The sequence below is a fragment of the Bacillus sp. 16GRE42 genome (assembly GCF_019837435.1).
Classification (GTDB): domain Bacteria; phylum Bacillota; class Bacilli; order Bacillales; family Bacillaceae_G; genus Bacillus_A; species Bacillus_A wiedmannii.
The window spans coordinates 795,273-810,942 of the sequence record NZ_JADAXF010000002.1 but is presented as its reverse complement, the minus strand read 5'-3'; the positions used below and the strand labels follow the sequence as shown (position 1 = coordinate 810,942).

Genomic DNA, 15,670 nt, shown 5'->3' with positions numbered 1-15,670 from the left:
GAAAAAGATGGCGAAGAAACAAAGTATACTATCACCAATTATCCGTATTACTTTTACATTTTTAGTGTTGTGCGGGCTTGTATATCCGCTTATTGTTACTGGTATTGCACAAGCAGTAATGAAGGATAATGCGGATGGAAGTTTAATATATAATGATAAAAATGAAGTGATTGGTTCTAAATTAATTGGCCAAAATTTTACAGATCCACGTTATTTTCATGGGCGTGTTTCTAGTATTGAATATAAGGCAGAAGCATCTGGTTCAAATAACTATGCACCGTCTAATCCAGATTTAGAGAAACGAGTAGAGAAAAGTATTGAAGAGTGGAAGAAACAAAACCCAACTGTTCCAGTTACAGAAGTGCCGATCGATTTAGTGACAAATTCAGGTTCAGGGCTTGATCCTGATATTAGTCCGAAGGCAGCTTCTGTACAGGTAGAGCGTATCTCAAAAATAACGAAAGTTCCGAAAGAAACGTTAGATCAATTGATTAAAGATCAAACGGAAGGTGCGGCACTTGGCTTATTTGGGGAGAGCCGCGTAAATGTTTTAAAGTTAAATTTAGAATTACAGAAACTACTGAAATAGTAACAGTGCTACCTCAATCTAACGGATTGAGGTAGTGTTGTTTCGAAAGAAAGGTTGTGAGTGTTTTGTATGCGGATGACTATAAACCAACGTTTCAAAGGCGAACACCAGAAGAGTATTTAGAATATATTCGTCAGCAAAACCGCGGGAAGTTAAAGCTATATGTAGGGGCGGCTCCAGGAGTAGGGAAAAGTTATAAAATGCTACTTGATGCTAGAGAGATGAAAAAGGATGGTATTGATATTGTAATTGGTTTAATTGAAACACATGGGAGGGAAGAGACAGAAGAAGCGATTGCTGATTTAGAAAAAGTCCCTTTAAAAGAAATAGATTATAAAGGAAAGGGATTTTATGAGCTTGATGTGGAAGGAATCATAAAGCGGGCACCACAAATTGTTGTTGTGGATGAACTTGCGCATAGTAATATTCCCGGATCGAAAAATAAGAAACGTTACATGGATGTGCAGGAATTGTTAGATGCCGGTATATCTGTATTATCAGCATTTAATATTCAACATTTAGAAAGTGTTCATGACATTGTAGCTCAAATTACAAATGTAAAAGTAAGAGAGCGTATTCCAGATTTTATTTTGCAAAAAGCAAATGAAATTCAACTTGTTGATGCAACACCTGAGGTACTCCGGAAGAGATTAATCGATGGAAAGATATATAAGGAAGAAAAAATTCAACAAAGCTTACAAAACTTCTTTACGCTTAATAATTTAGGGGCACTCAGAGAATTATCCCTTCGGGAAGTGGCAGATGATATGGACGAGAAAATTAGCCAAACCGTTATAGAACCGATTGGTGTAAAAGAAAAAATTCTCGTTTGTGTACAATACAGTTCAACAGCAGAGAAATTAATACGGAGAGGTTGGCGTATGGCGGATCGCTTAAACGCTGAATTGTATGTATTAAATGTTGAAAGGGAAAATATAGAGTCCCTTTCAGCAGGGAAAAAGCAAACGATTGAAGAGTGGAAGTTGCTAACGAATCAATTTGATGCGAGTTTTGTTTTAGAAGAAGCAAAAGGAAGAAAGCCAGCGGATGTTATTATTGAAGTCGCGAAAAGACTACAAGTAACGCAAATTTTACTCGGACAATCAGCAAGAACAAGGTGGGAAGAAATTCGAAAAGGTTCAATTGTAAATGAAATTATGAGAGAAACGAAGTATATTGATATTCATATCGTTGCAGATCAAAGAGTTTAGAATAGAGACCATCTATAGGTCTCTATTTTGCTTTTTGTACAGCCTGAAAACGTATCATTTTCATTGCGCATAAAATGATAAATAGAAATGTAATTGCACCTAGGAAGAAAATCCAAAAGTAATTTTGATTAAATACAAGAAATCCACCTACAAGTGGCCCTGTGCCCATACCGAGATAGCGTATGAAGTTATACATACCGATGGCTGTTGCGCGTTCTTGTACGAATTCTTCCGTTAATAAAGTAGTGTGAGTTGGCATAGAAAGTCCCATACTAAAACCGTATAAAGATGTAACGATAATGATGAATGAGATATTGATGCTATATGTGAAAGAGAATAAAGTGACACATATAATATTGAAGAAACTAGTGATGAATAAAGCTTGCTTTGTTGTGAGGCATTTTTGCAAAAGCTTGTAGCAATAACTTCCTAACATAATAGAAAGGGACATCGGTACAAATATAAGACCAATTTTACTGGCAGTTAAGTGAAATGAATTTGTTAAAATGCTTGGTAAAAAAACGAGGAAGCAAAAGTAAATACAAAATTGAATGAAGCCAATAAGATTAATAGAAAATCCAGTTTTATTTTTTAAGATAAACCAGTAACTCTTTTTTGCTTGCGGTTGCTTAATTACAGTTGGTTTTGTTTCTGGAAGTAGTGAAATGTTTATAATTAATAAGAGAATGCCAAGTGTAGATAAAAATAAAAATACGTATAAATGGCCATTTATACTGCCGAGATAACCACCTATAAGAGGGCCAATTGCAGGTGCGAGAGCAAGTAACATTTGATACAGGCTCATCGCTTCTCCGCGTTCTTTTCCTTCAAATAAATCACCGATAATCGTTGCTGCAACTATAGGGATAGCTGCTATTCCTATAGCTTGAACAGCCCTAAAAAATAGAAATAAATAAACGTTCGCCGAAAAAGCACATCCGATTGAACCAATTGTACTAATGATTAAACTAGGGATAAGGACATATTTTCTCCCTTTTGTATCAATTAAAGGTCCATATATGAGCTGCATAATTGCAAGAACGAATGTGAATAGTGAAACTGTTACATTTACTAGATAAAGAGAAGTGTGAAAAGAAGCTTGAATCATAGGCAAGATAGGCGTGTAAATATTTTGAGCGAAGGAACCGAGTAAGGCACTCATACAGACAACGTATAAAATGAAATGTAGTTTGGATTTTTTCATTATGTTAACCTCCTTGCAATTTAGTTTCCTTGGAAACTAAATTTATTTTAACATGTTTTTCTCCCTTGTAAATATGAAAAAATGATTTTAAAATGGTATATAGTTAAATTGTTTCTTTGGAAACTTAGGGGGCGAACGGATTGGAACGTACAATGAAACAAATGGAAATAATTTCGGACATTCGTACACTTTTGCATAAAAAAGAAGAACATTTGAAAGGGCAAAATGAGAAGTTTCTTCGTGAGACAGGTATAAGTGGTATGTCTTTATCTGAATTACATGTGATCGAGTGTATCGGAAAAAATGCTCTGATGAATGTAACTGCTATTACGACAGAAATGGGAATGACAAAGGGTGCAATCTCTAAAATTTGTACAAAGTTGTTTCAAAAGCAATTCGTTGAGAAGATGCAAATGTTAGATAATCAAAAAGAAATTTTCTTTCGCTTAACGGAAAGCGGAAATGAAATATATAAAGCTCATGATAAATTGCATAAACAAGCTGAAGAAAAGTGGCTGCTACTGTTAGATGGATATACGGAAGAAGAGCAAAATTTTATTCAAAGGTTTATAAAGGATGTCTCCAAACATCTGGAAATATAATTGGAAGAAAAAACTCCTTTATTTCAAGCCTTTTGAATATAATTTCTAAAAAAAATCATATATAATAGAGAAAGATACTTAACATAGTGAATAATTAAAGAGTCAATATATAAAGAGGAGAGAATAACATGCTTGAAAATACGGGATTAGTATTAGAAGGCGGCGGTATGCGTGGTGTATATACGGGCGGGATATTAGAATATTTTATGGAACAAGATTTATATTTTCCATATGTAATTGGTGTGTCAGCCGGTGCTTGTCATGCAGCGTCGTATCTTTCCAGACAAAGAAATAGAAATAAAACAGTAAATATTGATTATGCATCACACCCACAATATTTATCGTATAAAAATTTATGGAGAAAACGCCAATTGTTTGATATGGAGTTCATTTTTCATGAAATTCCAGAAAAACATGTCCCGTTTGACTTTGAAACATATTTTAATAGTCCAGAGCGTTTCCTTGTAGGCACAACAGATTGTGAAACAGGACAGTCTGTTTATTTTGAAAAAGAGGGAACGAATGATGATGCACTAAATTTATTACAAGCATCTAGTTCATTACCTTTCATTGCACCTGTAGTAAATTACCGTGGTAAGCAGTTATTAGATGGCGGGATTTCGGATCCGATTCCAGTTCGTAAAGCGCAAGAAGATGGATTTAAAAAATCAGTCGTTATTTTAACGAGAAATCAAGGTTATGCTAAGAAAAAGTCAAAGTTTGGATGGGTGGCAGCGAAAGCTTATAAAAAATATCCGAAACTTGTTAATACGATGTTGAATCGTTATGAAGTATATAATGAAACACTTCACTACATTGAAAAAGAAGAGCAAGCTGGGAACTTATTTGTTATTCGTCCAGAAGTACAGCTTCAAGTAGATCGTATGGAAAAAGATACGGCAAAACTACAAAACCTATATGAGCAAGGCTATGAAGATGCAAAGAGACAGTTTGCAAATTTACAGTCGTTTTTACAAAAATAAGTATTAGGCTGTGGAGAAGAGTTTCTCCGCAGCCTTTTTATATTGCTTTTAAAAAGATGTATTAATGTTTAAGTGTTTAAAGAGTTTGTAAAACATCGGGTTTCTTATTGAGGAGAATTTATTTGAAGGATATTATGATGATGTAGCGCTACTAAACTATTAAATTTATGAGGTGATTGTTAATGAAAGGAAAAGTTTTTTCAATTACGACTTTAGTAATATTAGCAACATCAATCTCAACAAGTGCATTCTATCCAACTCTAAGCGGTCACAAAAGCGGTAACCTACTATCTTACAGAGCTCAAACTACTACGAATCAAAATGCATCTCGTTGTTCAGTAGCAATTTCTTTTATTAAATCAAATGGAAATAATTCATATATTGAAAGCGCTTCGGACAAATTAGGATCCCATGAATCTGGAAGAGCATTAAACGCAACTGTGAGTAATGGTGCATATAACGCCTTTGGTGCAAAAGGACTATACTCTGAGCATTATGCTAATGAGAATAATGACTATCAAGAAGATACACACAAAGGTACTTTTGATAGTAATGGTAACTTACGATTACAGTGGTAAAAAGCATTAAACAGTTGTCTTAATAAATATTTGCATAAGGAGAAGGGGATGTTCATCATCTCCTTCTTATTTAAAAGGAGCACAGACATGTACCTAGCTTTTAAAAATATAAAAAACAACAAACTATTTTCCGTAATTCTTCTTATGGCATTTTTTATTTCTTTTCTTTCTATATCAGTAGCTGCGCTTTTAACAGAATCTAAACGGAATTTTATATCTGCTTTTCAAATCGGTTTCCCAGAAAACAATCAAATTTTAACTGTTCCGATAGCGAATGCAACTGAATTGGAAGAAATAATTCCTTTCATACAAGATACTTTTGTGAAAAGTGATATTTACGTAGAGTATTTAAAAGCATTAAATAGTTCAGGGGCAACAAAGATCATAGCTGTGAATTTAAAAGATGATTATTATTGGAAGCCATATATTTCTGAAGGACAATATTTTCATCGTGAAAATGTAAATCATATGGTTGTTGGTGATCAAACGAATGTAGAGGAATTATATGAATTTGATGATACATATAAAAAAATAGGAACTATATCGAGAAAAGACAGTGACGTCGGTGTAGCAGGCATATACGTTCCACTTCAAAACTTACCTACTATATCTAAAAAAGGTATTATCGCGAGTAAACAATTACAATTAACAGTTGTTAATCCTACATCATCTATTCATAACGAAATAAAAAAGTTTATGGATAGGAGTAAAGAAGTGCTTTCGGGAGATGTTCAAATACTGAATGAACGAGATCTTCAGGAACTACATGTGACACATATAGATCCAGCAAATAAGTATTATTATAAATTCATTCTTGTTGCAATTGTTTCTGGCATTTCTGCAGTTTTATTTTGGATTTATAAAAAAGAACGAGAGATTTCATTAAAAAAGGCAGTAGGTGCTTCTAATATATCTATTTACTGCGAACTATATATTCAAATTTTGTTTATTTCTCTAGCAGCGATGTTCTTAGTTTTTATTACGCTAGAAATATTTTCGGGAACAATTCATACGTATTTTCAGACATACTTAGTAAAACCGTTAACACTATATGTATTGATATGTAATGTTGTTTTTATAATTTTTCTTACATTTTTTGTTACTGTAATTCCAATCAAGCACGTTATAAATATATATCCCGGAAAACATTTAAGAACGTAGGAGGTCGTCATGTTTTTTATATTTGATTCTATACGGTCTGTGAAAAAACGGTTGTTACCAAGTTTGATTATAGTAATTTCTTTAATTATTGCATTTTCTTCAGCAATAGAATTTGTTAGTAATCTTTCGGGATATCGAAAAATGATGACGGTAGCAAATAATTTATCGACTCATAAAAATTTCTATGAACTTTATGCGACGCAAGATATAACATTGTTTAGCGAAGAAAAAGCGAAAAGTGATTATCAACATTTCATTCAAGGGTTATCTAATACGATACCAATAACAAATAAAACTAATTATCTGTTCCGTAACTATTCACTTAGTTTAAAAAATGAAAATGGAACGATAAAGACTCTTATTGTTGATAAAGATATTAATAAATACTTTCATATACGAATTTCACAAGGAAGATATTTTGAGGAATCGGAATTTCATAAATCAGTATTTGATAGTAGACCTGTTATATTAGGGGCTAATTATAAAGGAAAGGTATCTATTGGTGATATCATACCATCTGGAAAAATGAAACTAAAAGTAATTGGCTTTTTAGAAAGAAATTCAGCATTTACATATCCTCGAAGCGGTGAAATATCGGATAATCGTATTACATTATTAGATGACATGGTGATTTTACCAATTGGAACAGAAGAAATAGAGTTCTATAGTGTAGACCTTTTATACAATGGGTTAATTATAGAAACAAATGAGAAGATAAATATGAATGAATTTCAAAAGAAAGTATTAAAGGTAACAGAAGGTAAGGGGTATTCGTATTATGTTACAAATCCGGATAAATTATTAGAAAATGAAAAGCAAGGCATTGATAATATGTCATATCCCTTATTATTAAGCGGTACAGTCTTATCTTTTTCATTTATATCTATTTTATTAACATCAATGGCCACGCTTTATATGGAACGTAAAAATATTTCTATTAAATCAGCATTAGGAGCAAGTACTTTTCAACTATGTCTTCCGTTTGTTATTGAGTATATGTTGTTATTCACTTTATCTGTATGTATAGGAATTATGTATTTCCAATGGGAGAATAGCGGAGTAATTGAAATTCAGAAAGGGCTAGAAAATAGTATAGTATCTTTCTTTGGAACGTTAAAAGTCTCTATAGAATCATTGATTGTTATAGGTGCTCTATCAATTGTAATGATCCTCATTATATATGCAATCATTTATTTCAATGTACTAAAAATAAAAAATACATATATGAAAGAGGTGCTATAGATGATTCAGCTCGCAAATGTGGCTAAGGGATACGGAAAGAGTAATTTTAGTGCTTTAAAAGATATTAATCTTACAATAGAAAAAGGCGAAATGATAGCAATTATGGGACCATCTGGTTCAGGGAAATCCACCTTGCTTAACATTATTGGTTTAATTGATAGCCCCTCTACTGGAAAGTATTTTTTAGATGGCATGGATACGAGTACATTAAAGTCAAACTATCATAAGTATAGAAATAAGGAAGTTGGATTTGTGTTTCAGAACTTTTCGCTACTAGATGATTATACAGTTATTGAAAATGTAATGCTCCCGCTTATATATAGAAAAATTTCTCATAAGAAACGTATACAAATATCAAAAGAAATGCTGGAAATGGTAGGGATTGAGAGGCATATTAACAAATATCCTTACGAGTTATCAGGTGGAGAACAGCAAAGAACAGCAATAGCAAGGGCTTTAGCACAAGACACAAAAATTATACTCGCTGATGAACCAACTGGTGCTCTTGATCAAGAAAACGGGAAGAAAATTATGAGCATCTTAAAAGAGATTCATAAACAAGGGAAAACGGTGCTAGTTGTTACACATGATCAAAAGGTAGCTGCATACTGCCAGAGGACGATACGTTTGCTTGATGGATATATGGTGTAATGTGGATAAAAGTATGTGGAGAGGTGATAATGGTTATTTCATCTGTTTTCATTCAAAAATATAGTAAAGAATTACAGGTGAATGAAAAATATTCATAATTTTTAACTCCTTTTATCTTTTTCATAGTTTAGGAATAGTGGAGGCTTTCGTATGATTTTCTTATTTATAGTATATTTTGTGATCATTATGACATTAGTAATGACGTTTCTTCTTTCAAAAAAATCATATAAGAAGCCTATTATTAAATATATACCAACGTTAATATTGTTTATTTTTGCTTTCATTTCTTCTGTTATGTTTGTATTGAATAACGGAATGGGAGCGCTGATGATAGCGGTCTCTTTAGGAATTGCAGCGATAGTGAACGGTCTTTTACTTCTTGCATTGAAAGTAGCTCGTTTGATTGTTGCAAAAGGAAAGTAGCGCATCGAATTTCGATGCGCTACTTTTTTATGTATAAAAAAATCCCTCTTTATGAGGGATTTTAATGTGGTAAGAAAATTAATTGATAAGCGAACAAGATTCCGAATACATACACAAGTGGGTGAACAGAACGGAATTTACCTTTTGCCACTTTCATAAGTGGGTATGAAATAAATCCAAGTGCGATACCTGTTGCGATACTTGATGTAAGTGGCATGCTTAAGATTACTAAGAATGCTGGGAATGCTTCATCAAATGCGTCCCAATCGATGTGGCGAACTGATCCCATCATAAGACTACCAACGATAATTAATGATGGTGCAGTAATAGCTGATACACCAGAAACGGCACTTACTAATGGTCCGAAGAATGCTGCTAGTGCGAATAAAACAGCTACTGTAACAGTTGTTAAACCAGTACGACCACCAGCTGCAACACCAGCAGATGATTCAATGTACGCTGTTGATGGTGTTGTTCCGAACATAGAACCGATTGTTGCTGAGAATGAGTCAGATAGAAGAGCTCGTCCAGCTTTTGGAAGCTTTCCATCTTTCATAAATCCACCTTGTTGAGCAACGCCAAGTAATGTACCTGTTGTATCGAATAATGTAACAAGGAAGAATGAAAATACAACGCCGTATAATCCGTAGTTAATTACATCAGATACTGCAGTAATTGGATTGGAAACGATGATTCCTTCTGGTAATCCAGGCATTGATGTAACGCCGTTTGAGAATGTTAATTGTCCTGTGAAGTAAGCAATAATACCAGTTAATAGCATTCCAATAAATAGTGCACCATTTACATTTAAAGACATAAGGACAATTGTAATTCCAAGTCCAGCTAATGCTAGTAGTACTGGAGCAGAGTGAAGATCACCAAGTCCAACTAAGTTTGCTTCATTTTTTGTAACGATACCTGTTAAACGTAAACCGATAAAGGCAATGAAAAGGCCGATACCCGCAGTAATTGCATGTTTTAAGTTTTCAGGAATTGCTTCCATTAATTTTGTACGGAAAGAAGTGAATGATAACAAAATTAAGATCATACCTGCTACGAATACAGCAGAGAATGCAATTGCGAAAGTCATGCCTTCATGAGCTTTTACAACAGAATAAGAGAAGTAAGCATTTAATCCCATACCTGGTGCAATTGCGATTGGTAAGTTTGTAAAGATCGCCATAAATAATGTTCCGACAACAGCAGCGATAATTGTTGCTGTAAATGCTTGTTCAAATGGAACTCCTGCATCCCCAAGGATGACAGGGTTTACGACAATGATATATGCCATTGTTAAGAAGGTAATAATACCTGCCATAATTTCAGTTTTAATAGAAGTTTTATGTTTTGAAAGGTTAAACATATAAACATCCTTTCTGTTTACGAATAATTTTCACAACAGTTATATATAATATTCGTTTTTTAACTATTTTGCAATAGTTTTGCATAAAAAGTTTATAACAATTCATATTTTATGTCCTAAATTCGAATATTAATCGTAAACCGATTTGCGAATTTCAGTTTTTATTGTGCGCATTATAAGGAAAAGGAGTTGAAAGAAGCTATGCCACAGCAAAAAAACTTTGTAACAATGCCTGCGCAACATCAAAATAAACAGCCTGGTATTGAATCATTAATGAATCCACTTCCGCAGTTTGAAGATCCAAATTATAAAGGAAGTGAAAAGTTAAAAGGAAAAAATATATTAATTACAGGAGGAGACAGTGGGATTGGAAGAGCTGTTTCCATCGCTTTTGCAAAAGAGGGAGCAAATATCGCGATTGCTTATTTAGATGAAGATGGAGATGCAAATGAGACGAAGCAACGTGTAGAACAAGAAGGGGTAAAGTGTGTATTGTTGCCGGGTGATTTAAGTAATGAACAACATTGTAAAGATATTGTAGAAGAGACCGTTCGGCAGCTAGGTAGTTTACATGTTTTAGTAAATAATGTCGCGCAGCAATATCCGCAGCAAGGATTAGAGTATATTACAGCAGAACAGCTAGAAAAGACTTTTCGTATTAATATTTTTTCTTATTTTCACGTTACGAAAGCAGCACTTTCTCATTTAAAACAAGGAGATGTCATTATAAATACGGCGTCTATCGTTGCGTATGAAGGAAATGAAACTTTAATTGATTATTCGGCAACGAAAGGAGCAATCGTAGCTTTTACAAGATCACTGTCTCAATCGTTAGTGCAAAAAGGAATTCGTGTAAATGGTGTTGCGCCGGGACCAATTTGGACGCCACTTATTCCATCGAGCTTTGATGAGAAGAAAGTCTCTCAGTTTGGGAGTAATGTCCCGATGCAAAGACCTGGTCAACCATATGAATTAGCACCAGCATACGTATATTTAGCGTCTGGTGATTCCACATATGTGACAGGGCAAATGATACATGTAAACGGAGGCGTTATCGTCAATGGATAGTTTTCATTTATAAGAGCAAAGTAAAGCTAATCGCATTTATTATGATACTAGTGCTAGGGAGGATTTAGATGAAGAAAGTATTGTTTATCGTAATCCTATTTTTCTGCCTACCAGCTAGCGCTTTTGCTAATACAGATCATTTAATTTTAGTGAACCTTACGACGAATCAGCTATCTTTTTTTGAAGAGGGAAATTATACGAAAACATTTCCAATAACGACGGGAAGGGATAGTACCCCAACGCCTGAAGGTAATTTTTGTATTATAACTAAATATAAAAATAAAGAATACCATCGAAAAAAAATAGCTGGGGGTGCGCCGAATAACCCTCTTGGTACGAGGTGGCTTGGGCTAGACAAGAATGAATATGCGATTCACGGGACAAATCGAGAATGGACGATTGGAAGCAGAGAGTCGAATGGTTGTATTCGCATGCATGACCGGGATATAAAATGGTTATATGATCGGGTGCAATTACAGACGAAAGTAATCATTTCTCGTTTTCATACGAGCCCTGAATATGAAGCGAATAAGCTTGGTTACCGCGTTGTGAGCTGGAACGGTCGTAAAGTAGAAGAAGAGCAAATTGGCATGCTTACGTTAGTAGACCGTGCCGAAATATATTGGCAAGAACCAAATGGGCAGTTAACAAAAGTGAAAACGGTATTGCCAAACGAAAGATATGCAGTGTATTCAAAACGAAAAGAAGGAATATATTATATAGGAAACAATTTGTATATAGTGGATGAAACTGGAGAAAAAATTCGTTATGAGCAAATTCCTACTTCGACCTTAAGTAATATATATAAACGGAAATATAATATTCCGTAATGGCTACCGTATTATAGACGGTAGCTTATTTCTACTTCGAGTTTAACTGCAACTATTGTATTTTGCTGAATATAATACAGTACAGATAGGGGGCGGTTACATTATGAAAAGTGAATTTGCTTTTAAAATTTTCTTAGTAACGACCTGTTTATTTATCGTGTATTTGTATGCGTTTCTCGTTTTTTCTTTTTATGTTCCATATGTTGATTTAATATTGTTCTTCGGATTTATTTGGGCATTTGTGAAAGCAAGAGAAGGAGAGAAGAGTATATATCGGCGTATTACCTTATGTGGGACAGTTGTTCTCGTTATTTTGTACTTTTTTATCATGCATGATTTTTGGAGAGGAATGTAAAAAAGCATACGAGTAATCGTATGCTTTTTTGTTTAATATTTTGGCTTAAATGTATGACAACAAGTTTCTACACTTGTTGTTACAGAACTTTCTAGCGTCTCGTTTGTTAAAACCGCGCCTGTATATGAACCATTTGCATTTGATCCAGATTCTTGTGCATCTGGTTGAACAACGATTGCATTTGCTTGACAAAAGTTACCTTGTCCCCAAAATGAGCAATTGGAAACAGAGCATTTTACTTCTGGCATAAAACCCCCTCCTTATACATTAGTTTGGGATTTTACGCCCATTTCATGTGTAGAAGGAGTTTCCTTTTCTCGTTATTTTTTCGTTTGCTCAAGCCATTCTTTTAATTTGTCTTCCGGTTGTTCACCACTAATACGGCTTACTTCTTTGCCATCTTTAAAGTGAATGATTGTTGGAGTTCCTTTAATTTTATATTCATCCCAAGGAACATCTAGTTTTTCAATATCCATAACTTTCATATCAACGTTCAAGTCTTTAGCCATTGGTACTACGACAGGAGATAGCTTTTGACAATGAACACAAGATGTTTGATAAAAGTATACTGTTTCTTCTTTTTTCTCTTTTAAATTCTTTTGAAGATCTGAAAGAGAGATTTTGTTTGTGTAGTAGTCAGGGCCATTTGTCTTACTATCAGTAGCATTATCAATTTTCTGGCTAGTAGCGTTTTTTTCTTCCATTTGTGTAACAGCAAAAATTGCTGCAAACAAGGCGATAATAATACCACCAAATATAAGCATTTTTTTCATTTTTTCATCTCCTTATTTGTTTTTTATTACAATAAAACTACAAACAGCGATTGTAATAAAGCCGATAAGTGCTAAAAACGGGATTGTAATAAAACCAAACCAGTTTATGAATTCTCCGGTGCAGGGTACACGTCCGCAAGCTGCTCCAGCAGCTGAAAATGCTGCGACTTTTTGAATTGCATAGTGATATAAAGAAATACAAGCACCAATACTTGCAATTGGTAAAGAATAACTTGCGATGCGATAATCTTTCTTTGCTACAGCTATACCAAGCCATAAAACGAATGGATACATAATAATACGTTGATACCAACAAAGTACACAAGGTTCAAATTTCATGATTTCGGAAAAATAAAGACTTCCTAGTGTAGCGATAAAAGAAGCTCCCCACGCGGTAAGTAAAGCATATTCTTGCTTTTTTTCTCGTCTCATATTTTATACCTCTCTTATAATAGTTACATACTAAATTATAGTATGAAGTGGCACAGAAAAGAAAGAAAAAATATGTTTATCAATAAAAGTTTTATAAGAGGAAACTTTTATTGATATCAATATTTAAAAAAGCGCCATTCTCCTGAAGAGAATAGCGCTATATTTTACATTTGAATTTGCTCTACTTCTTCTATATGTGACTTTTGAGATGCATGGTCAATATATTGAAATAGGAGCTGCAATTGTTTATCAACTTCTGGCATTTCTTTACTGTATTGATAAGCGTGTAAAAAATGTTCAATACGCTTAGAAAATAATTGATCGTTCGTTTGAACCATAAGAACGAGTAATTTATCCCAATTACAGCTATACGTGTAATAGAGAGCTTTGTCATAGTCGTTATATGTTTGCACTGTGTACCCTCCTTACTGAGGAGTTATATATAGTGTGTGACAAGCAAGGAGAAATACACTTGAAAGAATTTGTTAAGAAAAAAAGCGAATGAAAAGAAAAAACGAGGAATTTCCTCGTTTTTAAGCTTTTGGCATTGGCGTAGGTGTTGGTTTGCCATAGCCTTCTTTGTATTTATTGTCGATATAGTTACGAATTTCGAGCGTTGATTTTCCTTTTTGTTTCATGGAAGCAGATTCAACTGCGATTTCTAAGCAATTGACACAAGTCGTTGCGTGGGAATCCCAGACAACTTCACCGTTCTTTTTAATTTCACGAATAAAGCAGTTTTTATTATTTTTATGTCCCACACTCTCACCGCAACCGCAGTAACATGGAATCCAATCTAATAGCTCTGCATTTTGTCCAGCTACAGTATAGATATCTTTCATTTGTGGATCAAGCTTGTCTAAGAAGGTAGGAAGTGTGTCGACCCCTTTTGTTTTTTCTTGAATGTCAACTTGCTGAGTATGCGATGCGTGGTCATGCTCTTCTTTTGATTCAGATGATTTCTTTTCATTTGTACTAGTAGCTCCGCAACCAGCAAGAATTAAACTCAGTACTGCAAGTAAAGAAAATACATATTTCTTCATACGCTTGTCCCCTTTACAAATGTATTAATCAAATTGTATCAGACTAAAACACCTAGGGAGAAGCTTTTTTTGAACGATTTTTGAAGTGCCATCGTAGTGAATGAAATAGAAATAAAATTGGGATATAGGCGTATACAATATATAAGCCAGCTTGAGATAGTACTGTATTTAATGTGTTGATACTTTCACGGTTTGTAAAAAATAAGGACGAAATAAAGATAGCTGCGATAAAAAATGGCAGTGTGATTTTAAAAGGTATGTGAAAAGATTTTTTACTAATGCAACAAGAAGACCAAATGGTTAAACAAAGATTAGGTAAAATAATAAGATACCATATGAAAATAATGATGTACTCAAACCTTTGAATAAAAGGCACCTTAATAATTTTTAGCATCGTTAAGGTTGGCCAAATTGTATGATGTAGTTGCCCTTGGCTATAGTACATAAGGGAAACGATGGCTAATATTACGTAGAGGAGCGTCGTAAAAGCAATACCACCATGTGCCCATTTATTTAACGATTTTCCTTTTTTAATAAATGGATAAAAAACAAGGATTGCTTCAAATCCGAGAAATTCTAATGCAGATGCTTTCGCTGCAGTTAAAATGTCTAAAGGTGAATGAGTTAGAATTGGAAAGATGTTACGAACATGCGCATATTTCATTGGGAAAACTAAGAAGAACAGGACGAAAATCGGTATTATGACGCCCCAAAAACATATTCCTGTTACAGAACGAAAGCCGCCTCTAATTATGTAATAAGCTACAAGTAAAAATAGTAAAGTTAATTTCCACGGTTTAATTGTAGGAAAGACCCAAACTTGAATAACTTCAATATATGTACGAAGAACAGTAAGGCAAAATAATAGAAGATATGCCGCAAAGCATACGGAAAAAAATGTTCCAATCCACTTTCCGAAACATGTCGTATGGATATTCATTAAATCATTATCTTTTTCTAACATTTTCAGCATACAAAATAATACGATATGAGTTGCAATACCAGCGATAATAAGAGAAATCCAAGAGTCATAACCGGCAAATTGCGCAATAATCCTTTGGTATCCTAACACCCCTACTCCAATTTGAAGAGAGTGTAATAGAAGGAATGTGAAATACGGGGAAACTGTATGTGTTTTATCTTGTCCAGTCATGATAGCACC

20 protein-coding genes are annotated in these 15,670 nt (G+C 34.0%); 12 read left to right on the top strand and 8 right to left on the bottom strand.

Annotated features, from left to right (window positions below):
• The first annotated feature begins 7 nt into the window (after positions 1 to 7).
• Both kdpC and kdpDN read left to right on the top strand, forming a co-directional pair.
• Positions 8 to 589, top strand: coding sequence for a K(+)-transporting ATPase subunit C (gene kdpC, locus ILS93_RS16515; RefSeq protein WP_088047978.1), 582 nt, complete (start codon positions 8 to 10; stop codon positions 587 to 589).
• Positions 590 to 645: 56 nt separating this feature from the next.
• Positions 646 to 1,800 carry a KdpD-like non-kinase potassium sensor gene (gene kdpDN, locus ILS93_RS16510; RefSeq protein ID WP_081257071.1) on the top strand — a complete coding sequence of 385 codons (1,155 nt, stop codon included), beginning with the start codon at positions 646 to 648 and terminating at the stop codon, positions 1,798 to 1,800.
• Between the two features lie 22 nt (positions 1,801 to 1,822).
• On the opposite strand, the gene ILS93_RS16505 is transcribed toward kdpDN, so the two are convergent.
• Entirely contained in the window at positions 1,823 to 3,004 is a 1,182-nt protein-coding gene (locus ILS93_RS16505; protein WP_222660892.1) for an MFS transporter, read from the bottom strand.
• Positions 3,005 to 3,156: 152 nt separating this feature from the next.
• Here ILS93_RS16505 and ILS93_RS16500 point away from each other — a divergent pair, with 152 nt between their 5' ends.
• The 7 genes from ILS93_RS16500 (at position 3,157) to ILS93_RS16470 (ending at position 8,644) form a co-directional block, all read left to right on the top strand.
• Positions 3,157 to 3,606, top strand: coding sequence for a MarR family transcriptional regulator (locus ILS93_RS16500; RefSeq protein WP_370458114.1), 450 nt, complete (start codon positions 3,157 to 3,159; stop codon positions 3,604 to 3,606).
• Positions 3,607 to 3,734: 128 nt separating this feature from the next.
• A complete protein-coding gene (locus tag ILS93_RS16495; RefSeq protein WP_000892705.1) occupies positions 3,735 to 4,589 on the top strand; it encodes a patatin-like phospholipase family protein in 855 nt (284 codons plus the stop codon).
• Between the two features lie 182 nt (positions 4,590 to 4,771).
• A complete protein-coding gene (locus tag ILS93_RS16490; protein WP_064473913.1) occupies positions 4,772 to 5,167 on the top strand; it encodes a hypothetical protein in 396 nt (131 codons plus the stop codon).
• 87 nt (positions 5,168 to 5,254) lie between these two features.
• Complete coding sequence (locus ILS93_RS16485; RefSeq protein ID WP_222660890.1) at positions 5,255 to 6,328, top strand: ABC transporter permease; 1,074 nt, start codon at positions 5,255 to 5,257, stop codon at positions 6,326 to 6,328.
• 9 nt (positions 6,329 to 6,337) lie between these two features.
• Complete coding sequence (locus ILS93_RS16480; RefSeq protein WP_064473911.1) at positions 6,338 to 7,570, top strand: ABC transporter permease; 1,233 nt, start codon at positions 6,338 to 6,340, stop codon at positions 7,568 to 7,570.
• Positions 7,571 to 8,221 (top strand): ABC transporter ATP-binding protein, encoded by a 651-nt coding sequence (locus ILS93_RS16475; protein ID WP_088047973.1) that lies wholly within the window; start codon positions 7,571 to 7,573, stop codon positions 8,219 to 8,221.
• Between the two features lie 150 nt (positions 8,222 to 8,371).
• Entirely contained in the window at positions 8,372 to 8,644 is a 273-nt protein-coding gene (locus ILS93_RS16470; protein WP_103655905.1) for a sugar ABC transporter ATPase, read from the top strand.
• Positions 8,645 to 8,705: 61 nt separating this feature from the next.
• Here ILS93_RS16470 and ILS93_RS16465 read toward each other — a convergent pair whose 3' ends face one another.
• Complete coding sequence (locus ILS93_RS16465) at positions 8,706 to 10,007, bottom strand: NCS2 family permease (RefSeq protein WP_064056194.1); 1,302 nt, start codon at positions 10,005 to 10,007, stop codon at positions 8,706 to 8,708.
• 201 nt (positions 10,008 to 10,208) lie between these two features.
• Between ILS93_RS16465 and ILS93_RS16460 the strand changes: the two genes are divergently transcribed.
• The 3 genes from ILS93_RS16460 to ILS93_RS16450 all read left to right on the top strand — a co-directional run bounded on the left by ILS93_RS16460 (position 10,209) and on the right by ILS93_RS16450 (position 12,260).
• The gene (locus ILS93_RS16460) at positions 10,209 to 11,075 is read left to right on the top strand and encodes an SDR family oxidoreductase (RefSeq protein ID WP_064473908.1); all 867 of its coding nucleotides are present in this window, start codon (positions 10,209 to 10,211) and stop codon (positions 11,073 to 11,075) included.
• Positions 11,076 to 11,143: 68 nt separating this feature from the next.
• On the top strand, positions 11,144 to 11,905 hold the full coding sequence (locus ILS93_RS16455; protein ID WP_064473907.1) for a L,D-transpeptidase: 762 nt from the start codon (positions 11,144 to 11,146) through the stop codon (positions 11,903 to 11,905).
• Between the two features lie 103 nt (positions 11,906 to 12,008).
• Positions 12,009 to 12,260, top strand: coding sequence for a hypothetical protein (locus tag ILS93_RS16450; RefSeq protein ID WP_000834190.1), 252 nt, complete (start codon positions 12,009 to 12,011; stop codon positions 12,258 to 12,260).
• A gap of 32 nt (positions 12,261 to 12,292) precedes the next feature.
• Here the strand turns inward: ILS93_RS16450 and ILS93_RS16445 are convergent, their stop codons facing one another.
• The 6 genes from ILS93_RS16445 to ILS93_RS16420 all read right to left on the bottom strand — a co-directional run bounded on the left by ILS93_RS16445 (position 12,293) and on the right by ILS93_RS16420 (position 15,661).
• The gene (locus ILS93_RS16445) at positions 12,293 to 12,508 is read right to left on the bottom strand and encodes a DUF1540 domain-containing protein (protein WP_064473906.1); all 216 of its coding nucleotides are present in this window, start codon (positions 12,506 to 12,508) and stop codon (positions 12,293 to 12,295) included.
• Between the two features lie 72 nt (positions 12,509 to 12,580).
• A complete protein-coding gene (locus ILS93_RS16440) occupies positions 12,581 to 13,033 on the bottom strand; it encodes a thioredoxin family protein (protein WP_088095235.1) in 453 nt (150 codons plus the stop codon).
• Positions 13,034 to 13,045: 12 nt separating this feature from the next.
• The gene (locus ILS93_RS16435; protein WP_064473904.1) at positions 13,046 to 13,465 is read right to left on the bottom strand and encodes a disulfide formation protein C; all 420 of its coding nucleotides are present in this window, start codon (positions 13,463 to 13,465) and stop codon (positions 13,046 to 13,048) included.
• A 164-nt stretch (positions 13,466 to 13,629) separates the two neighbouring features.
• Positions 13,630 to 13,878, bottom strand: coding sequence for a YhdB family protein (locus ILS93_RS16430; protein WP_001195461.1), 249 nt, complete (start codon positions 13,876 to 13,878; stop codon positions 13,630 to 13,632).
• Between the two features lie 120 nt (positions 13,879 to 13,998).
• Positions 13,999 to 14,508 carry a PCYCGC domain-containing protein gene (locus tag ILS93_RS16425; RefSeq protein WP_064473903.1) on the bottom strand — a complete coding sequence of 170 codons (510 nt, stop codon included), beginning with the start codon at positions 14,506 to 14,508 and terminating at the stop codon, positions 13,999 to 14,001.
• Between the two features lie 52 nt (positions 14,509 to 14,560).
• On the bottom strand, positions 14,561 to 15,661 hold the full coding sequence (locus tag ILS93_RS16420; protein WP_000147538.1) for a GerAB/ArcD/ProY family transporter: 1,101 nt from the start codon (positions 15,659 to 15,661) through the stop codon (positions 14,561 to 14,563).
• Positions 15,662 to 15,670: the final 9 nt, after the last annotated feature.